This is a genomic window from Pseudoalteromonas sp. NZS71_1 (genome assembly GCF_015864305.1).
Lineage (GTDB): Bacteria > Pseudomonadota > Gammaproteobacteria > Enterobacterales > Alteromonadaceae > Pseudoalteromonas > Pseudoalteromonas arctica.
This window is the reverse complement of the sequence record NZ_JADYXM010000020.1, coordinates 33,605-53,000: the sequence shown is the minus strand read 5'-3', so window position 1 is coordinate 53,000 and position 19,396 is coordinate 33,605. Positions and strand designations below refer to the sequence as shown.

Annotated in this window: 21 protein-coding genes; 1 reads left to right on the top strand and 20 read right to left on the bottom strand. The window is 39.6% G+C overall.

Features of this window, described 5'->3' with window-relative positions:
• Positions 1-20: 20 nt before the first annotated feature.
• The 20 genes from I6F43_RS19150 to rpmH form a co-directional block, all read right to left on the bottom strand.
• On the bottom strand, positions 21-443 hold the full coding sequence (locus I6F43_RS19150) for a F0F1 ATP synthase subunit epsilon (protein ID WP_007377666.1): 423 nt from the start codon (positions 441-443) through the stop codon (positions 21-23).
• 13 nt (positions 444-456) lie between these two features.
• Positions 457-1,842 (bottom strand): F0F1 ATP synthase subunit beta, encoded by a 1,386-nt coding sequence (gene atpD / locus I6F43_RS19145; RefSeq protein ID WP_007585971.1) that lies wholly within the window; start codon positions 1,840-1,842, stop codon positions 457-459.
• 33 nt (positions 1,843-1,875) lie between these two features.
• Positions 1,876-2,736 carry a F0F1 ATP synthase subunit gamma gene (gene atpG, locus I6F43_RS19140; RefSeq protein ID WP_007585974.1) on the bottom strand — a complete coding sequence of 287 codons (861 nt, stop codon included), beginning with the start codon at positions 2,734-2,736 and terminating at the stop codon, positions 1,876-1,878.
• Positions 2,737-2,796: 60 nt separating this feature from the next.
• Entirely contained in the window at positions 2,797-4,338 is a 1,542-nt protein-coding gene (gene atpA, locus I6F43_RS19135) for a F0F1 ATP synthase subunit alpha (protein ID WP_007585976.1), read from the bottom strand.
• Between the two features lie 14 nt (positions 4,339-4,352).
• Entirely contained in the window at positions 4,353-4,886 is a 534-nt protein-coding gene (atpH, locus tag I6F43_RS19130) for a F0F1 ATP synthase subunit delta (protein ID WP_007585978.1), read from the bottom strand.
• 16 nt (positions 4,887-4,902) lie between these two features.
• On the bottom strand, positions 4,903-5,373 hold the full coding sequence (gene atpF / locus I6F43_RS19125) for a F0F1 ATP synthase subunit B (protein WP_004335264.1): 471 nt from the start codon (positions 5,371-5,373) through the stop codon (positions 4,903-4,905).
• A gap of 41 nt (positions 5,374-5,414) precedes the next feature.
• A complete protein-coding gene (gene atpE / locus I6F43_RS19120; protein ID WP_007585980.1) occupies positions 5,415-5,657 on the bottom strand; it encodes a F0F1 ATP synthase subunit C in 243 nt (80 codons plus the stop codon).
• Between the two features lie 61 nt (positions 5,658-5,718).
• Positions 5,719-6,576, bottom strand: a complete 858-nt coding sequence (atpB, locus tag I6F43_RS19115) for a F0F1 ATP synthase subunit A (RefSeq protein ID WP_010555143.1) — start codon at positions 6,574-6,576, stop codon at positions 5,719-5,721.
• 15 nt (positions 6,577-6,591) lie between these two features.
• Positions 6,592-6,972, bottom strand: a complete 381-nt coding sequence (locus I6F43_RS19110) for an ATP synthase subunit I (protein WP_165722848.1) — start codon at positions 6,970-6,972, stop codon at positions 6,592-6,594.
• A 142-nt stretch (positions 6,973-7,114) separates the two neighbouring features.
• Complete coding sequence (locus I6F43_RS19105) at positions 7,115-8,038, bottom strand: ParB/RepB/Spo0J family partition protein (RefSeq protein WP_024607965.1); 924 nt, start codon at positions 8,036-8,038, stop codon at positions 7,115-7,117.
• 20 nt (positions 8,039-8,058) lie between these two features.
• Positions 8,059-8,844 (bottom strand): ParA family protein, encoded by a 786-nt coding sequence (locus I6F43_RS19100; RefSeq protein ID WP_004335235.1) that lies wholly within the window; start codon positions 8,842-8,844, stop codon positions 8,059-8,061.
• Positions 8,845-8,858: 14 nt separating this feature from the next.
• Complete coding sequence (rsmG, locus tag I6F43_RS19095) at positions 8,859-9,479, bottom strand: 16S rRNA (guanine(527)-N(7))-methyltransferase RsmG (protein ID WP_007585988.1); 621 nt, start codon at positions 9,477-9,479, stop codon at positions 8,859-8,861.
• A 15-nt stretch (positions 9,480-9,494) separates the two neighbouring features.
• Positions 9,495-11,384, bottom strand: a complete 1,890-nt coding sequence (mnmG, locus tag I6F43_RS19090) for a tRNA uridine-5-carboxymethylaminomethyl(34) synthesis enzyme MnmG (RefSeq protein ID WP_197103602.1) — start codon at positions 11,382-11,384, stop codon at positions 9,495-9,497.
• Between the two features lie 428 nt (positions 11,385-11,812).
• Positions 11,813-12,262, bottom strand: a complete 450-nt coding sequence (gene mioC / locus I6F43_RS19085) for an FMN-binding protein MioC (protein WP_024591277.1) — start codon at positions 12,260-12,262, stop codon at positions 11,813-11,815.
• Positions 12,263-12,952: 690 nt separating this feature from the next.
• Complete coding sequence (locus tag I6F43_RS19080; RefSeq protein WP_197103600.1) at positions 12,953-13,123, bottom strand: hypothetical protein; 171 nt, start codon at positions 13,121-13,123, stop codon at positions 12,953-12,955.
• Positions 13,124-13,368: 245 nt separating this feature from the next.
• Positions 13,369-14,733, bottom strand: a complete 1,365-nt coding sequence (mnmE, locus tag I6F43_RS19075; protein ID WP_007584209.1) for a tRNA uridine-5-carboxymethylaminomethyl(34) synthesis GTPase MnmE — start codon at positions 14,731-14,733, stop codon at positions 13,369-13,371.
• A gap of 135 nt (positions 14,734-14,868) precedes the next feature.
• On the bottom strand, positions 14,869-16,506 hold the full coding sequence (gene yidC, locus I6F43_RS19070) for a membrane protein insertase YidC (RefSeq protein WP_024592270.1): 1,638 nt from the start codon (positions 16,504-16,506) through the stop codon (positions 14,869-14,871).
• Between the two features lie 8 nt (positions 16,507-16,514).
• Entirely contained in the window at positions 16,515-16,790 is a 276-nt protein-coding gene (gene yidD / locus I6F43_RS19065; RefSeq protein WP_008138026.1) for a membrane protein insertion efficiency factor YidD, read from the bottom strand.
• Positions 16,791-16,919: 129 nt separating this feature from the next.
• Positions 16,920-17,342, bottom strand: a complete 423-nt coding sequence (gene rnpA, locus I6F43_RS19060) for a ribonuclease P protein component (protein WP_007584204.1) — start codon at positions 17,340-17,342, stop codon at positions 16,920-16,922.
• Between the two features lie 7 nt (positions 17,343-17,349).
• Positions 17,350-17,484: a 50S ribosomal protein L34 gene (gene rpmH / locus I6F43_RS19055; RefSeq protein WP_004335215.1), complete on the bottom strand. Its 135-nt coding sequence runs from the start codon at positions 17,482-17,484 to the stop codon at positions 17,350-17,352.
• Positions 17,485-18,002: 518 nt separating this feature from the next.
• Here rpmH and dnaA point away from each other — a divergent pair.
• Positions 18,003-19,391 (top strand): chromosomal replication initiator protein DnaA, encoded by a 1,389-nt coding sequence (gene dnaA / locus I6F43_RS19050; protein WP_010555148.1) that lies wholly within the window; start codon positions 18,003-18,005, stop codon positions 19,389-19,391.
• Positions 19,392-19,396: the final 5 nt, after the last annotated feature.

Sequence of the window (19,396 nt, the reverse complement as noted above, 5' to 3'; positions counted from 1 at the left end):
TTTTTACAAACCGGATAGGCTTACTTGTGACGTAATTGCTGAATTACGCGTAACTGAGCAACTGCTTCTGCCAGTCGCGTAGCCGCTTGCTGATAATCAAACTCAACAGCTGACGAATTCGCCATATGTTCTTCAGCTTCACGTTTAGCTTTTTGTACAGAATCTTCATCTAAATCTTCACCACGAACCGCAGTATCTGCAAGAATCGTGATGTGATTTGGTTGAACTTCTAATGTACCGCCAGCAACATATATCACATCTTCGTGACCAAATTGCTTAACTAAACGTACCATACCAGGTTTAAGGGCAGTTAGTAGTGGAGCATGGCCTAGGTTTACACCCAGCTCGCCTTCACTACCAGATACTTGAATCGATTCAACAAGACCAGAGAACAAACTCTGCTCAGCGCTTACTACGTCAAGATGTACAGTCATAGCTGTCATACTACCCTCCTAGTTACATGCCTTTGGCTTTTTCTTGAGCTTCTTCGATAGAGCCAACCATGTAGAACGCTTGCTCTGGCATATCATCAAATTCACCGTTTAAGATGCCTTTAAAGCCAGAAATTGTATCTTTTAGTGATACGTACTTACCAGACGCGCCTGTAAACACCTCTGCCACGAAGAATGGCTGAGATAGGAAACGTTGGATTTTACGTGCACGAGATACAAGTTGCTTATCTTCGTCAGAAAGCTCGTCCATACCTAGGATTGCAATGATGTCTTTAAGTTCTTTATAACGCTGAAGAACTGTTTGAACGCCACGTGCTGTATCGTAGTGCTCTTGACCAATTACTTGTGGGTCAAGTTGACGTGAAGATGAATCAAGTGGGTCTACCGCTGGGTAGATACCAAGTGACGCGATATCACGTGAAAGTACTACTGTTGCGTCTAAGTGAGCAAAGGTAGTTGCTGGAGATGGATCCGTTAAATCATCCGCAGGTACGTATACCGCTTGGATTGATGTAATTGAACCCGTCTTAGTAGAAGCGATACGCTCTTGAAGCACACCCATTTCTTCAGCAAGTGTAGGCTGGTAACCTACCGCTGATGGCATACGACCAAGTAGTGCAGATACTTCTGTACCAGCAAGAGTATAACGGTAGATGTTATCTACGAAGAAAAGTACATCGCGACCTTCATCACGGAACTTTTCAGCCATAGTAAGACCAGTTAACGCTACGCGTAAACGGTTACCAGGAGGCTCGTTCATCTGACCGTATACAAGCGATACTTTATCAAGTACGTTTGAATCGTTCATCTCATGGTAGAAATCGTTACCCTCACGTGTACGCTCACCAACACCTGCGAATACTGAGTAGCCGCTGTGCTCGATTGCGATGTTACGGATAAGTTCCATCATGTTTACAGTTTTACCAACACCGGCACCACCGAATAAACCAACTTTACCACCTTTAGCAAACGGACATACAAGGTCGATAACCTTGATACCAGTTTCTAAAAGTTCAACTGAACTTGATTGCTCTTCGTATGAAGGCGCTGCACGGTGAATAGACATACGGTCTTCTTCGCCGATTGGACCCGCTTCATCGATTGGCTCACCAAGTACGTTCATGATACGACCAAGTGTTGCTTTACCAACTGGAACTTGAATCGATTCACCTGTATTCATAACTAAAGCACTACGACGTAAACCATCAGTAGTACCCATAGCGATAGTACGCACTACACCGCCACCTAGCTGTTGTTGAACTTCTAGAGTCAAACCAGCTAAATCGCCATCTGTTACTCTTAGTGCGTGGTATACCGCTGGCACGCTATCTTGTGGAAATTCAATATCCACAACGGCGCCGATAATTTGGACGACCTTACCTAAACTCATGTCTATTCCTCTCGTTAATCTTTACCCGAAGCATTAAACTGCTGCTGAGCCAGAACAAATCTCACTAATTTCTTGTGTGATTGCTGCTTGGCGAGCCTTGTTATAAACAAGCTGTAGCTCGTCCATAAGGTCACCTGCGTTATCAGTTGCAGCTTTCATTGCAACCATACGAGCAGCCTGTTCAGAGGCAGCATTTTCTACCACACCTTGGTATGCTTGAGACTCAATAAAGCGTACTAACAAAGACTCTAAAATAGCCTCTGGATTTGGCTCGTATAAGTAATCCCATGTGTGAGCAGATACTTCTTCTTCAGCTTTTGGCAAAGGGAGTAACTGATCTATAATTGGCTCTTGCCTCATGGTATTAACGAATTTGTTATATACCAAGAATAAACGGTCTATTTTGCCTTCAGAAAATGCATCAAGCATAACTTTTACAGGACCAATAACGTCTTGTACTGAAGGTTTATCTCCTAGGCCCGCTTTTTTAGCGAGTAGTTGACCACCAAAACGTTGAAAGAAGCCAGCTGCTTTACTACCTAAAGTAGCAAATTCAGCATCAACACCTTTTTCTTTCCACGCTTTAACATCAAGTGCAACTTTCTTAAACTCGTTTGAGTTTAGACCGCCACACAGACCACGGTCTGTAGAGATAACAATATAACCAACTCGTTTCACTTCACGATCTTTTAAGAACGGGTGAGTAAAATCAAGATTTGCTTGAGCAACACGACCAATTACTTCACGTAATTTGTCAGCGTATGGACGGCTTGAAGCAACGCGTTCTTGCGCCCTTTTCATTTTAGACGCAGCAACCATTTCCATTGCGCTAGTGATCTTTTGAGTATTTTTAATACTCCCGATCTTGCTTTTAATCTCTTTTCCGCTGGCCATGACTCTCTCTCCGAATCAAGGTGTGCTTTAGTTTCCTAAAGCGCACCATTAATAACTAAATTACCAAGTTTGCGTAGACTTGAACTTCGTTAGAAGTTCTTTAAGCTGCGCTTCGATCTCGGCATTCAAGTTACCAGTTTCATTGATTTGAGCCACAAGCTCTGCGTATGTGCTATTTGCATACGAAAGTAAAGCTGCTTCAAAGTCACCGATTTTCGCGATTTCGATGTCTTGAAGGAAGCCTTTTTCAGCAGCAAATAACGACAAAGACATATCAGCAACAGACATTGGCGCGTACTGTTTCTGCTTCATTAGCTCTGTTACACGCTCACCATGCTCAAGTTGAGCACGAGTTGCATCATCAAGGTCAGACGCGAACTGCGAAAACGCAGCTAATTCACGGTACTGAGCTAGGGCTAGACGGATACCGCCACCTAGTTTCTTAACGATTTTAGTTTGTGCAGCACCACCAACACGCGATACCGAGATACCAGCATTTACTGCCGGACGGATACCTGAGTTGAATAAGTCAGTTTCTAAGAAGATCTGACCATCAGTGATAGAGATAACGTTAGTCGGTACGAACGCAGAAACGTCGCCGCCTTGAGTTTCAATGATTGGCAATGCCGTCAATGAACCAGTTTTACCTTTCACTTCACCATTAGTGAACTTTTCAACGTAATCTGCGTTTACACGCGATGCACGCTCTAAAAGACGAGAGTGAAGGTAGAATACGTCACCTGGGTATGCTTCACGGCCTGGTGGACGCTTAAGTAGTAATGAAATTTGACGGTAAGCAACTGCTTGCTTAGACAAATCATCATATACGATTAATGCGTTTTCACCACGGTCACGGAAGTATTCACCCATAGTACAGCCCGCGAACGGTGCTAAGTACTGAAGTGCCGCAGATTCAGAAGCAGATGCAACAACTACGATAGTATTTGCTAGTGCACCATGCTCTTCTAATTTACGAACTACGTTTGCAATAGTAGATGCTTTTTGACCAATCGCAACGTACACACACTTAACGCCTGTGTCTTTTTGATTGATGATTGCATCGATTGCTAGTGCAGTTTTACCTGTTTGGCGATCCCCAATGATAAGTTCACGTTGACCACGACCAACTGGAATCATCGCATCGATAGATTTATAACCAGTTTGAACTGGCTCATCTACAGATTTACGCTCGATTACACCTGGTGCAATTTTTTCTACAGGTTCAAACCCGTCGTTATCTAGAGCGCCTTTACCATCGATTGGAGCACCTAGTGTGTTTACAACACGACCAAGTAAACCAGGACCAACAGGAACTTCTAAAATACGACCAGTTGTATATACTTTTACGCCTTCAGTAAGGTCAGCGTAAGGACCCATTACTACTGCACCAATTGAGTCGCGCTCAAGGTTTAGTGCGATAGCATAACGGCTGCCAGGAAGCTCAATCATTTCACCTTGCATACAGTCAGCAAGACCGTGGATGCGGATGATACCGTCAGTAACAGATACAATAGTACCTTCGTTACGAGCTTCACTTACAACTTCGAACTTCTCAATACGTTGTTTGATCAGATCTGAAATTTCAGTGGAATTAAGTTGCATGCTCTTTTTCCCAATTACGATTGTAGTGTTGTAGCTAAGCGGTTTAATTTACCGCGAATAGTACCGTCGATTACAGTGTCGCCAGACCTAATAATAAGTCCACCAACCACTGACGCGTCTTCACTACAATTCAGCTTAACTTTGCGTGCGAAACGTTTTTCAAGTGCCGCTACCAATGACTCTTGTTGCGCAGCAACAAGAGGAGTTGCAGAAATCACATCTACTTCGATTTCTTTATCGTATTCTGCTTTAAATTCAGCAAATAACTGTGCAACTTCAGGTAGAGCTGTCAAACGTCCATTTTCAGCCATCACCTTAACTAGGTTCTGACCTTGTTCGTTGAGCTGCTCAGCACAAAGTTGAATAAATAATTCAGCTTGTGCAGTAGCTGTAGGCATACTCGCTAAAACAGACGATGCTTGCTCATTGCTGGCTACATGGCCTGCAAAGAACAACATATCATTCCAGCTTTCTAGAGTGCCTTTCTCAACGGCAAGTTCAAAAGCCGCTTTAGCGTATGGGCGAGCGATAGTAGTCAAATTAGACATGCTCATACCCTCCTAATTACAGCTCAGCGACAAGTTTTTCAACGATGTCACTATGTGCGGCTTGATTAATTTCACGCTCTAAAATACGTTCTGCGCCAATCACTGCCAGAGTTGCTACTTGCTTACGTAGTTCTTCTGTTATGCGATTGCGTTCAGACTCAACTTCAGAGTGCCCTTGAGCAATGATACTTTCACGCTCTTGTTGACCACGAAGTGTTTCTTCGTCAACAATTAGCACTGCACGCTTTTTAGCTTGATCAATGATATCAGCCGCTTGAGCTTTTGCATCTTTAAGCTGTTCAGCAGCTTTCTTTTGCGCAAGTTCTAAGTCTTTTTCGGCTCTATCAGAGGCAGCTAAACCATCTTCGATTTTTTTCTGGCGAGCTTCAATTGCACCGTTTAGTGGTGGCCATACGTATTTCATACAAAATAATACGAACACCGTAAACGCAATCAATTCACCGATAAGAGTGGCGTTTAAATTCACAACCGCTCCTCCTTAAATAGTAAGCTGTTCAAAGAATAAAATTAAAGTACGAACAACAATACCATAGCGATACCAACACCAATCATTGCTACAGCATCGATTAGACCAGCAAGAATAAACATCTTAACTTGTAGCGAAGGTGCAAGCTCAGGTTGACGCGCACATGCTTCAAGGAATTTACCGCCCATGTTACCAAAACCGATTGCTGTGCCGATTGCACCAAAACCGATTAGTAAAGCTACTGCGATGTATTTTAAGCCTGTTAATAATTCTAAAGCTTCCATTTATTTCTCCAAAGTTTCAATTGTAAAGTTAAAAGTAAAAGTAAAATTGTAAATCTAAAAATTAGTGATTATCTGAACTTGCCATGCTTAGGTATACAATCGTAAGCATCATGAATAAGAATGCTTGTAATGTAATAACTAGAATATGGAATACAGCCCAAACAAAGTGCAACGGTAGTTGCATAAAACCGATAGCGCCGATCAAGATGAAAATCAACTCACCAGCATATAAGTTACCAAACAAACGTAGTGCTAATGAAAACGGTTTAGAAACGAGTGCAATCAGTTCAAGTAATAAGTTAAATGGTATCAAAATAATTTGAACAAACATGTTATTTGAGCTGAACGGATGAAGCGTTAACTCTTTAATAAACCCGCCAATACCTTTTATTTTGATTGAAAAGCCAACCATTAGTATAAATACACCCAGCGCTAGCGCTGAAGTCATATTAATATCGGTAGTAGGTACAATTTTCATGTACACATCGTGTGAATCCATACCAAATGCAGTCTCACCAACGAAACCTGCAAGTGCTGGAATGAAATCAACTGGTATTAAATCCATTAAGTTCATTAAGAACACCCAAACGAAAATCGTTAAGGCTAATGGTGCAATAAGCTTGCTTTTACCATGGAAAGTATCGCGTACGTTGTCGCCAACAAATTCTACGATTATTTCAATAAAACACTGAAATTTCCCAGGTACACCTAGTGTTGATTTTTTAGCGGCACTACGAAAGATCCATAAAAATATAAGACCTAAACCGATAGACCATGCAAGGGTATCTATATGCCATGTCCAGAATCCACTGTCCGTACATGCTTTATTGAAGGCGAGACCTGTATCGGTCGAACACATCTTAGCATTGGTCAAATGGTGCTGGATATGGCCAGATAGAGTAACTTCTTCTGCTGCCATGTTATATCCCAAAAGTTAATGTTTAAAAAAAACGGGTGCGAACAATCCAGTAAAGAGCGCCAGTATATAAGTACTAAAAAAGGGTAATAAAATTACCGGAAAATGCTTCAGTACTAGCGCAAACAATACAATTGTTAGCATAAACTTTAATCCGTTGCCGCGTTTCAACGAGGCATACGCTTGATTTGCTCGACTTGCACCCATATATCTGAATGCATAAAGTGCAAATACAAAGTGCGGAAGTACTGCTACAGCTCCACCAGCGAGTGATGAAAGCGAGGCATTGACTCCCGAACTAAAAAAAACAATTACAGCAGCAACTAATGCTACAACACCCTGAAGGCAAATTAACTTTAATACGGCAAGTCGATATGGACTCGCTAACTTATCAGTCACGTTTAGTTAACCTTTATTGCGTTCTAATTGTTAGGGTGTGAAAACTGGCGAAATTATACTTAATCCTGCCAGTTTTGCAACTTGAGTAGATGCTTTGTAACACGAAATAGCTACAAATGTCCCTTTTTAGACATGTAGAAAACTAATGGTGGGTATTGTCGTGATTGATACGATTTAAAATGCCGTCAAGTTCATCTAGGTTAGTATACGAAATAACCAGTTTACCTTTGCCTTTTTTATTGTAGTTAATCTCTACTTTAGCACCTAGATTTTCAGCGAGTTGCTGTTCTAACTGCTTAACATCTGGATCTTTTTCGGTTATTTCTTTAGCAGGTAAAGGTTCTAAAATTGAGCGTACGAGCTTTTCAGTTTCTCGAACTGTTAATGCTTTAGCTACAGCTAAACGAGCAGCATCTGACTGCGCTTCACCTTCAAGGGCTAACAGGCAACGAGCATGGCCCATTTCAATATCGCCATGTTCTAACAGAATTTTTACATCACTATTTAAGTTATTTAAACGCAATAAGTTAGTTACAGTCGTACGTGATTTACCCACCGCATCTGCTACTTGCTGATGTGTTAATTCAAATTCTATTAGTAAACGATTAAGTGCAACTGCTTCTTCCATGGCATTTAAATCTTCACGCTGAATATTTTCTATCAGTGCAATCGCAACGGCAGCTTCATCAGGTACATCTTTAATAATACAAGGCACTGTTTCAAGCTTAGCTATTTGCGCTGCGCGCCAACGACGCTCACCAGCAATAATTTCAAAGCTATTGTGTGCAATAGGGCGCACAACAATAGGTTGAATAATACCTTGTGAGCGAATAGAACTAGCAAGCTCTTCTAGCGCCTCTTCAGACATGTCTTTACGAGGTTGGTATTTACCAGAGTGTAAAAACTCTATTGGGAGTTTTTGTAATTCACTATTATTAGCCGCGGCATTTTGCACAGCCTCAGAAACGTTTGATGTGTCTTGTTCCTTGCTTGGGCTTGGTGCAGGCTTTGACGAACTTAAAAGTGCATCGAGTCCTCGGCCTAAACCTCGTTTTTTAGCAGACATGTTATTTTTTTACCTCAAAGTTAGGCGACAACGGACGCTGTTTTTTCTTTTCTGCGTAACATTTCACCAGCGAGTGCTAAATATGCTTTAGCGCCACTTGATGCCCGGTCATAGTACATAGCAGGAGTACCAAAACTAGGTGCTTCAGCTAAACGAACATTACGCGGGATCACCGTACGGTATACTTTATCGCCAAAATGTTGTTTTAATTGTTCTGATACATCATTTGCCAAACGGTTACGCGGGTCGTACATAGTACGAAGTATGCCTTCAATTTGTAAGCTAGGATTCACTAACTTAGCAAGCTGCGTAATCGTATCCATTAATGCGGTTAACCCTTCAAGTGCATAATACTCACACTGCATTGGCACTAAAATAGAATCAGCTGCGGCCATTGCATTAACAGTTAACATATTTAGAGAGGGTGGACAGTCGATAAAAATAAATTCGTACTGGTCCTGAATTTTTTCAAGTGCATTACGTAAACGCACTTCACGGGCAAATAATTCCATCAATTTAACTTCTGCAGCGGTTACATCACCGTTTGCAGCAATCATGTGGTATTCGCCAGACGTTTCTTTAATGATAACGTCTTCTATAGGTTTATCTTCAATAAGTAGGTCGTAAATAGTTGGCACGTCGCCATACTTATCTACGCCACTACCCATAGTCGCATTACCTTGCGGATCGAGATCAATTAACAGCACTTTACGTTTCGTTGCAGCCATAGACGCAGCGAGGTTTACAGCGGTTGTAGTTTTACCCACTCCACCTTTTTGATTTGCTAATGCGATGACTTTTGCCACGGTGTCTCTGATCCCTAGTCTTTAGAAAGAATAATTAAATGTCGTTGTGCATCTAAATTAGGTACTTCTAATGCAATTTTTTGCTCAAACTTAACGCCTGCAGGTAGTGACTCTAGCTCTTCGCTAGGGAACACGCCTTTAAGTGCTATAAATTTACCCGAATGATCGATTAAGTGCGAACACCAGTCAACCATATCTTGTAATGAAGCAAAAGCACGACTTAGTACGCCGTCTAATTTAACACTTGGTTGATATTCTTCAACTCTTGACTGAACCGGGGTTACATTATCAAGACCAAGCTCATGTTTAACATGCATTAAAAATCGTACACGTTTACCTAAGCTATCTAATAACACAAAATGTGTATTAGGTAATGCAATTGCTAATACGATACCCGGTAATCCAGGACCCGTTCCAACATCAATATAATGATGTCCGGGTAAGTGAGGCGCAACAACTAAGCTATCCATAATATGCTTAATCATCATTTCTTCAGGTAAGCGTACTGAGGTTAAGTTATAAGCCTTATTCCACTTATTCAATAACTCGACGTAACGAACTAGCTGTTGCTGTTGTTTTTCTGTTAGCGCAATATCAGTTTGCGCTAACAATGTAGTTAATTGTTGCTGTAACACTATGTACCCTTACCGTTACGCGGATTTGCGTAATAAGCCTTGCTTCTTCAGATACACTAATAATAGCGAAATCGCCGCTGGGGTGATACCAGAAATACGCGATGCTTGACCAATAGTGTCAGGACGCGACTCAATAAGCTTGGCAACTACCTCATTTGACAAACCAGATACGGTTTTATAATCAAACTCTTTTGGTAAAATTGTTTGCTCATGACGAAGCTGTTTGTTGATCTCATCTTGTTGACGCGCAATATAACCTGCGTACTTAGTATGGATCTCAACTTGTTCAAGTGCCGCTTTGTTTGTAAATTCAGATCCTAATCCTTCTATAGCCATAAGATCGTTATAACGAATCTCTGGGCGACGAAGTAATTCTTCTAAACTTGCTTCACGTGTAAGCGGTGTTTTCAGTAATGCATTTACTTGATCTACAACGACGTGATCTTTATGAATCCACGTATCTTTAATGCGTTGCTTCTCTTTTTCGATTACTTCCATTTTTTCGTTAAATGCCTGCCAGCGTTCGTCATTAACTAAACCTAGTTCACGGCCTTTTTCAGTTAAACGAATATCAGCATTATCTTCACGAAGTAATAAACGGTATTCGGCACGACTGGTAAACATGCGGTATGGTTCTTTTGTACCCAGTGTTGCTAAGTCGTCGATTAATACACCAACGTAAGCTTCATCACGACGTGGTGTCCAAGAATCTTTGCCTTGTACTTTTAGTGCAGCATTCATACCTGCAATTAAGCCTTGTGCACCCGCTTCTTCATAGCCGGTAGTACCGTTAATTTGACCCGCAAAAAATAAACCTTCAATAAATTTAGTTTCTAAAGATTGTTTTAAATCACGTGGATCAAAGTAATCATATTCAATTGCGTAACCAGGTCGACAAATATGTGCATTTTCAAAACCTGTAATCGATTGCACAATTTCAAGTTGTACATCAAACGGTAAACTAGTCGAAATACCATTTGGGTATAATTCGTATGATGTTAAACCTTCAGGCTCAACAAATATTTGATGTTTATCTTTATCTGCAAAACGAACAATTTTATCTTCAATTGAAGGGCAGTATCGTGGACCAATACCTTCAATAACACCTGAGTACATAGGTGAGCGATGTAAGTTTTTACGAATAACATCATGTGTTTTTTCGTTTGTGTAAGTTATGTAACACGGTATCTGTTGTGGGTGATCTGATTGTTTACCCATAAACGAAAACACAGGAGTTGGTGTATCACCTGGCTGTGCTTCCATTTTTGTAAAATCAACAGTACGTGCATCAATACGTGGAGGTGTACCTGTTTTTAAACGATCAACTCTAAATGGATGTTCACGTAAGCGATCAGCTAAAGCGATTGAAGGAGGATCGCCTGCACGACCGCCTTTATAATTTTCTAAACCAATATGAATTAAGCCGCCTAAAAAAGTACCCACGGTTAAAACAACACTTGGTGCACTAAAACGTAAACCCATTTGAGTTACTACGCCAGTAACACGATCGTTTTCAACAATAAGATCATCACATGATTGTTGAAAAATCTTAAGGTTATCTTGGTTTTGTAATGTTGTTTGAATAGCCGCTTTGTACAAAGCACGATCTGCTTGTGCTCGAGTAGCACGAACAGCAGGTCCTTTTGAAGAATTTAGTGTACGAAATTGGATCCCGCCTTTATCAATGGCCTGTGCCATTGCACCACCAAGCGCGTCGATTTCTTTTACCAAATGACCTTTGCCAATCCCACCAATTGCTGGATTGCAAGACATTTGACCAAGGGTATCCATATTGTGAGTCAGTAGCAGGGTATTCATCCCCATACGGGCAGCTGCTAATGCGGCTTCAGTGCCAGCATGTCCACCACCTACTACGATAACGTCAAAATTTTCGTGAAAAATCATTAATGGGATCCTACTTAAATCAAACCGGTAAACTTCAAAAGGGAGCGTATTCTACCTAGAAATTGGCAGAAGATAAATGATTAAACAAAGGGCAAGATCTAAGTATGTGATCTCTAATAATATAAAGGATCTTTTAAAGAGATCTTTTATTACTATTACTACTACTGATCGACTTTTCTGTTGATAAGGTTTAGATCTTCATTTAAAACATGAAATTAGATCAGATCTAAAGGTGTTAATATGATCGGATCATCCAGCAAATAAGCTCTGATCAAAAAGGCACTTTATGCACAGGGTTGAATCAGTTGGATCTTATCCAATGGATAAGCATGCTTTAAAACGCAGTTTATTCAATCTTTATCCACAAAACCTATTAAATTATTAGTAAATTGTGGGTAACTTTATATATAACTTTTTACTTGATCTATCTATTTTATGCCTGTTTGAGCTATCCAAGAGTCTAACCATGTTAATGCAGTGTCTTCTGGTAGTGCTTCATCGAGAATATTAAGCTCTAAACGTTCTGCTACTTTTATAGCGCCTTTTTGAGTTAATAAGGCATCTATATTACGTCCTGCTAGGTTATAAGTGTCATAACTAGTGTCGCCTAAAGCGATTACTGAATATTTTAATTCAGATAAATCATCTGCTTGAGTTACATCTTCAACAAAACTAATAAGATTTTCAGGGTAATCACCTGCACCATAAGTTGATGTGCAGATTAACCAAATGGTATTTTGCTGATCAATATCGCTAAATTCAGGTTGATCATGTAGTTGCGTAGTAATACCAAGGTTATTAAGCGCGTCGCTTAATTGCTCTGCAACATACTCGGCTGATCCCATTTGGCTGCCGACAATAAGATTTACTGAACTCATGAATATTAGTGATCACATTGGTTTTAATTGCCGCCTATGATAACTGAGTGAGGATAACAGTAAAGTTAAGAGTGCTTTTTTGTATAACTATTTTTGCGGTAATTTTACACTCATTCAAAATTTTGTCTTTAAGTTGTTGATAATATAGTGTTTAACAAATTATCTTTAAATGTAATCTTCTGATCAAGTTGTTGATAACAGTGGGGAAAGCTCTGCTTAAACTGTTTTTTTAGGTTGTTTTATATTCGCTAAGTTATTGATATTACTTGTCAGTAAAGAATTAAATTGTAAATATCTCAATTAAAAATACATGTTGATCATAATGTGGATATAAAGCCTGTTGATAACCTTAAATTTGGATCGAAAATAATTTTTAAAAATGATCTAATAAAGCAGATCTAATGAAATTAATTAAAAATAAGTTCATAAATAGATAAATTACAATTGATCATGAGGTTTTTGCAGCTGATTTACCTAGTTTTGGTATTTATTTGAGCTGAAAATTAGGTATTGTGGATAAGTGATCTCGGTATTTTTAATTTTATGCGAATTTAGAGCTGCTATTTTTATTAATTTTGCTGGTGGAGTAAGCAGATCAAAAGTTTTGAATACTTAGCAGTTGAGTTATTTTATTTAAAAATCACAGTGATCATCAAATTATATGTTGTCAAAAGTAAGCTTTTTAGAGTACTAATCAGTGTTTTTTAGCTCTTTAATTGAGCGAATAGCATCATCTTTTGCGTGTATGAGGTGTGTTTTAGTGCATTTTTGTGAGCTAAAGTAAGTATAAGGAAGCCATTTATAACTACTTTTTGTATGACATATAACGCTATTAAAGCGTGCGGTTGTTTGAAAAGGCATCGGTTTTAGCCTTAATAATAGGTGTAATTTGTGCTATTAATTCCCCCAATAAGCACTCTCAGTATTGCCTACTCTATATAATCTGACCTCTCTTAGCACGTAACAAAGGTAGTTTTGGATATGATTTTATTGGCAGTAATTTGCAGGCATCAGGTGTATAAATACATATTTTACAGCAGAATATTTTACATAAAAAAAGAGCACTTAAGTGCTCTTATAATAAAAATATATTTGTAATAGGGTGTTTATTTACCAATACAAAACGAGCTAAATATTTTGCCAAGTAAGTCGTCTGAGGTAAATTCACCGGTTATTTCATTCAAATACTGCTGTGTTAAACGCAGTTCTTCAGCGAGTATTTCACCAGCAATGTGCATTTCTAACTGTGTTTTACCCGTTTCTAAATGATACGCAGCACTTTCTAGTGCATCCAAATGACGACGGCGCGCCATAAAGCCACCTTCTGTTGCACCTTGAAAGCCTATACAAGCTTTTAAATGCTCGCGAACAAGTTCAATACCGTCAGCATTTTTAGCACTTAAGCTGATAACCGGGTATTGTTGCTCTTGCTCCATTCCGACTATGTCGCCCGATAAATCAGCTTTATTTCTGATGACCGTAACCCCCATACCTTCTGGTAATTTTGCCATAAATTCAGGCCAAATTTTGTGCGGGTCAGTATCTATAGTATCAGTGCCATCAAGCATAAATAAAACGCGGTCGGCTTGGTTTATTTCATCCCATGCACGCTCAATACCTATTTGTTCTACTCTGTCTGGGCTTTCACGAAGGCCTGCGGTATCTATAATATGCAGTGGCATACCATCTATATGTATATGCTCTCGTAGTACATCGCGAGTGGTACCGGCTATTTCTGTTACGATTGCGGCTTCACGACCGGCTAGAGCGTTAAGCAGGCTTGATTTACCCGCATTAGGGCGACCTGCAATAACAACACGCATACCTTCGCGCATGATACTGCCTTGCTTGGCTTGGTTGGTTACAGTGTTAAGCTGAGTAATAATCGCGTCTAAGTCGCCTGACACTTTACCATCTGATAGAAAATCAATTTCTTCATCAGGAAAATCTATTGCCGCTTCTACATACATGCGTAAGTGAATTACTTTTTCTACGAGTGTTTCTATGTGCTTAGAAAACTCACCTTGGAGAGACTGTAGGGCGCTTTTAGCGGCTTGCTCGCTCGTAGCATTAATTAAGTCGGCGATGGCTTCTGCTTGTGTTAAATCAAGCTTGTCATTCATAAATGCGCGCTCAGAAAACTCACCAGGCTTTGCTAAACGAACGCCCTCTATTTTACTAATTTCTTTAAGTAACATATCCAGTACTACAGGACCGCCGTGGCCTTGTAATTCAAGTACGTCTTCACCAGTAAATGAGTTAGGACCTGCAAAGTAAATGGCAATACCTTGATCAAGTTGCTCGCCAGCAAGGCTTTTAAATGGCACATAATCGGCGTAGCGAACTTTAGGTATTTTACCTACTACTTTTTCGGCGACACTTTTAGCAAGGCTACCTGAAACGCGAATAATACCAACACCACCACGTCCAGGTGCTGTTGCTTGTGCTGCAATTGTATCTTGATTGATCATGCTATTAATTTGCCAACGATGAGTAACTTTATGCCCGTATTGTAACCTATCGATTTATTTGTAGCGAATAGCTGTGGTGAAAAACAGGCAATAAAAAAGGCGACCGAAGTCGCCTTTATATAAGTAGGAGCTTAGTTAGCCTCTTACTTTAATTCCTTTCTTTTCCATGCCACGGTAGATGATTAACATCTGGACAATAGAAATAAGGTTAGACACTAACCAGTAAAGAACTAAACCAGATGGGAACCATAAGAAGAATACAGAGAAGATAACCGGCATAAAGGTCATCATTTTTTGCTGCATTGGATCAGTAACCGTCATAGGTTGTAGCTTTTGCGTTACAAACATACTCGCACCAAATAATATTGGCAAGACGTAGTACGGGTCTTTCGCAGAAAGGTCAGTTAACCAAAAAATGAATTCAGCATGGCGAAGTTCAGTAGACTCTAAGAATACGTAGAACAAGGCTAAGAAAATTGGCATTTGTAGCAAAATAGGGAAACAGCCACCCATTGGGTTAACTTTTTCTTTTTTGTACATTTCCATAGTTGCTTGGCCGAACTTTTGACGGTCATCACCAAACTTTTCTTTAAGGGCTGCCATTTTAGGCTGTAGGGCACGCATTTTTGCCATTGAAGTGTATTGCGCTTTAGTAAGTGGGTACATTAACGATTTAACGATAATAGTGATGGCAATAATTGCTACACCCCAGTTACCTAAAATGCTGTGTAGCCATTTTAGCAATACAAATAAAGGTTGCGAGATAAAAAATAACCAACCGTAATCTACGGTTAGGTCTAGGTCTGGGTGAATCGCTTCAAGAATATCTGACTCTTTCGGGCCCATATAATAAGTAGCAGTTAATGTTTGCTCACTACCAGCTTGAATATTTACAGCGGGATCTTTAGCACCAATAATAGCGGCATTACTTTTTGTAATTAAGCTATAAAGTGTATTTGATTGATCCTGCATTGGAACCCAAGCACTTACAAAGTAATGTTGAATAAAGGCAACGTAACCACCTTGTGTGCTTTTATTTAGGTTTTTATCAGCCATATCTGAAAAACTATACTTTTCGTATTTTTCTTCATCAGTACCGTATGCAGCACCTAAATAGTTTTGATCAACCATGCTACCTTTTTCTTGTACGGTACGCTTAATTTGCGTGTATAGCTGTACTTGAAGAGGTGCGCTGGTAGTGTTGTTAATTTTGTATTCTAAGCCTACGTCATACTGACCTTTTTTGAATACATACGTTTTAGTAAAACTAACACCATTACTATCAGTAAACTGAAGTGGAACGCGAAGCTCATCACCCGTTAAGGTATATGACTTTTGTTCGGTATTGTAAGTAGGGCGACCGTTAGCTGATGCGTCAGGGCCATTTAAGCCAATTAAGCCACTTTGTGAAAAGTATTGTTTGCCACCATCAAGCTGACCAAGAAGCATATAAGGCGTTTCACTGCCTTTTGTCTCTTCGTATTGAAGAAGGTCTGTTTCAACAATGTCACCGCCTTTGGTGTCAATTTTAACTTTAAAAACGTCAGTTGTAATTTCAATAACTGAACGCTTAGCTAAAGTTGCTGAAGCAGGTAACTCTGAATCTGACGATGAAGGAATATAATCATCCGACTCTGGTGAATTTGCTTGTAGTGTTTGTGTTGTGGCACTTGGATCGACTTTAGGCTTGTTGTAATCATTATCCCATTCTTGGAACAATAAAAACGACACTAGCATTAGGCCAATTAATAAAAACGTGCGTTGCGATTCCATAACAGCTCTTATTTCTCGTGTTGGTGGTTAATATGGGTTAATTTTTCAGGAACGGGGTCGTCTCCGCCTGAATGTAAAGGATGGCATTTTAATATGCGTTTTAAAGCTAACCAACTACCTTTTACCGATCCATGCAATTTAATTGCTTGAATAGCATAACTAGAACAGGTTGGATTAAAACGACAATGCGGACCTAACAGCGGGCTAATCCACTTTTGATAACCGCGGATAAATAACACTAAACAAAAAGTTGGTAAAGCAACAAGTGGTTTAAGTAACCTCATGATGTTTATGCCCCTACTTAAGTTTAGTGAGATAGATATCATGTATTTAAAGACTCAATTAGAAAATTTAAATGCATGATTAAAAGGTGAGCTAAAGATACATTAATTAACCCTGCAATTCTATTGCAATTAGGTTTGTTTGTTAGATTTAGCTGATTTGTTTGGGCGTTTCTTAAAAGGTGGCGGTTTAGGTGCACCTGGTTTACAGCGTTCGTTAATTTTTCGCCATAATTTAGTAAGTTGTTTGGTTATTTCTTCATTAGACTGCTCATCAATACCATTTTTAACCATAAGCACAATATCAATATTATCGATGCTGTGTTGATTTAAACGAAAACTTTCGCGAGCGAGACGTTTAATACGGTTTCGTTGGCATGCCTTTTTTACACGTTTTTTAGCAACAGTAAGACCTAACCGAGGTTTTTCTTGGTCATTTGGTTTAGCTAATAGAGTAAAGAAAGGAGTTGCAGCCCGAGCGGGTTCATTAAATATGCGAGAGTAATGCGAGGGAGTTAACAGACGTAACTCCCTGCCAAAGCTAAAGTCTTCCACTTATAAATTAAGCAGAAAGAACTTTGCGGCCTTTAGCGCGGCGACGTGCTAATACTTTACGGCCATTTACAGTTGCCATGCGAGCACGGAAGCCGTGTGCACGTTTGCGTTTTAAAACGCTAGGTTGAAAAGTTCTTTTCATAACAATCTCATCCGATCGGTTAAAGTTAAAACATCCTATACAGGTCGCGATCCTGGCATAGGTGCCATTGCGAGCGCGAGATATTATAGAGTAAGTAATGTAAAGTCAATCATAATTACGCTAAGGGTATATAACCCACCTACTACTATATAAGAGATCATATAAGGCGATCTGTTAGGATCATCATAAATAAGAAGTTTTCCACAGCCCCTGTATAAAAAGTGAATAAAAGCGGGGGAAAAGTAAATTGGATCGTAAATTTGGTTCGCGATCTTGGTGTTATTTTGTTATGATCTCCTCATCGGATCTAAAATAAAAACTGTTTTAAATCAGCTTGTTAATGATTTTATACATCGATATCAACAATTTTATAAAAATCAATCTTTTACTTGTGGATAAAGTGTCTTCATAATACGCGGTCTTGGGTCGCTTATTGGACCATTTGAACGCAATAAATGTATGATTTATAATCATTAATGATGTGCGGGAATAAAAATTATATCTCTGGGAGTTTAACTGTGTATCTGTCGGTTTGGCAAAGTTGTTTATATGTATTGCAAGATGAGCTGCCTTCGCAGCAATTCAGTATGTGGGTAAGACCGCTACAAGCAGAAAGTACCGAAGATACCTTGACGATTTATGCACCTAATCGCTTTGTGCTTGATTGGGTGAGAGAAAAGTACCTAAATAGAATTAACGAATTACTAGTAGAGATTTGTGGTGTTGAAGCACCAAAACTACGTTTTGATGTAGGTAGTAAACCTTTATTAAATGCACAAGCTGCACCGGTTATAGAAACTCAATCGGCACCAAGTGCACACGCTTCAGCAAAACAACAGCCTCGCGAGCAAAAGCCAGTTGTTGAACCTGCACCTAAGTCAGGTTACAAATCTAACATTAAAGAAAACTATACTTTTGATAGCTTTGTTGAAGGTAAATCAAACCAACTAGCAAAAGCTGCGGCCACACAGGTTGCCGACAATCCTGGCTCTGCTTTTAACCCTGTATTTATATACGGTGGCACTGGTTTAGGTAAAACTCACTTATTACATGCAGTAGGTAATGGCATTATGGCAAATAAGCCAGATGCTAAAATTGTTTACATGCATTCAGAACGCTTTGTTCAAGACATGGTAAAGGCACTTCAAAATAATGCGATAGAAGAATTTAAGCGTTATTACCGTAGTGTTGATGCATTAATGATTGATGATATTCAATTTTTTGCTAACAAAGAGCGTTCACAAGAAGAATTTTTTCATACCTTTAATGCATTGCTTGAAGGCAACCAACAAATTATTTTAACCTCTGACCGTTACCCTAAAGAGATTGAAGGCGTTGAAGACAGGCTAAAATCACGTTTTGGTTGGGGATTAACAATTGCGATTGAGCCACCAGAGCTTGAAACACGCGTTGCTATTTTAATGAAAAAAGCCCAGCAAAGTAAGATTAACTTACCACACGAAGTTGCTTTTTTTATTGCCAAAAAATTACGTTCAAATGTTCGTGAACTAGAGGGTGCACTTAACCGTGTAATCGCTAATGCGAACTTTACCGGTCGTCCTATTTCAATCGATTTTGTAAAAGAAGCGCTACGCGATTTACTTGCCTTGCAAGATAAACTGGTTACCATAGACAATATTCAGCGCACTGTTGCTGAGTACTATCGAATTCGTATATCAGACCTGTTATCTAAGCGCCGCAGCCGCTCTATAGCGAGGCCGCGCCAAGTAGCTATGGCATTGTCTAAAGAATTAACTAATCACAGCTTACCTGAGATTGGTGACGCATTTGGTGGACGCGATCATACGACCGTATTACATGCATGTCGTAAGATAAAATCACTACGTGACGAAAGCCACGAGATTAAAGAAGATTACCAAAACTTAATAAGAACATTGTCATCTTAGGGCTG

What these genes read in the sequence shown, in the direction of transcription:
- I6F43_RS19150 (WP_007377666.1), bottom strand. Translation starts at nt 443, where the DNA reads ATGACAGCTATGACTGTACATCTTGACGTAGTAAGCGCTGAGCAGAGT.
- atpD (WP_007585971.1), bottom strand. Translation starts at nt 1,842, where the DNA reads ATGAGTTTAGGTAAGGTCGTCCAAATTATCGGCGCCGTTGTGGATATT.
- atpG (WP_007585974.1), bottom strand. Translation starts at nt 2,736, where the DNA reads ATGGCCAGCGGAAAAGAGATTAAAAGCAAGATCGGGAGTATTAAAAAT.
- atpA (WP_007585976.1), bottom strand. Translation starts at nt 4,338, where the DNA reads ATGCAACTTAATTCCACTGAAATTTCAGATCTGATCAAACAACGTATT.
- atpH (WP_007585978.1), bottom strand. Translation starts at nt 4,886, where the DNA reads ATGTCTAATTTGACTACTATCGCTCGCCCATACGCTAAAGCGGCTTTT.
- atpE (WP_007585980.1), bottom strand. Translation starts at nt 5,657, where the DNA reads ATGGAAGCTTTAGAATTATTAACAGGCTTAAAATACATCGCAGTAGCT.
- atpB (WP_010555143.1), bottom strand. Translation starts at nt 6,576, where the DNA reads ATGGCAGCAGAAGAAGTTACTCTATCTGGCCATATCCAGCACCATTTG.
- I6F43_RS19105 (WP_024607965.1), bottom strand. Translation starts at nt 8,038, where the DNA reads ATGTCTGCTAAAAAACGAGGTTTAGGCCGAGGACTCGATGCACTTTTA.
- mnmG (WP_197103602.1), bottom strand. Translation starts at nt 11,384, where the DNA reads ATGATTTTTCACGAAAATTTTGACGTTATCGTAGTAGGTGGTGGACAT.
- mioC (WP_024591277.1), bottom strand. Translation starts at nt 12,262, where the DNA reads ATGAGTTCAGTAAATCTTATTGTCGGCAGCCAAATGGGATCAGCCGAG.
- I6F43_RS19080 (WP_197103600.1), bottom strand. Translation starts at nt 13,123, where the DNA reads ATGCCTTTTCAAACAACCGCACGCTTTAATAGCGTTATATGTCATACA.
- mnmE (WP_007584209.1), bottom strand. Translation starts at nt 14,733, where the DNA reads ATGATCAATCAAGATACAATTGCAGCACAAGCAACAGCACCTGGACGT.
- yidC (WP_024592270.1), bottom strand. Translation starts at nt 16,506, where the DNA reads ATGGAATCGCAACGCACGTTTTTATTAATTGGCCTAATGCTAGTGTCG.
- yidD (WP_008138026.1), bottom strand. Translation starts at nt 16,790, where the DNA reads ATGAGGTTACTTAAACCACTTGTTGCTTTACCAACTTTTTGTTTAGTG.
- rpmH (WP_004335215.1), bottom strand. Translation starts at nt 17,484, where the DNA reads ATGAAAAGAACTTTTCAACCTAGCGTTTTAAAACGCAAACGTGCACAC.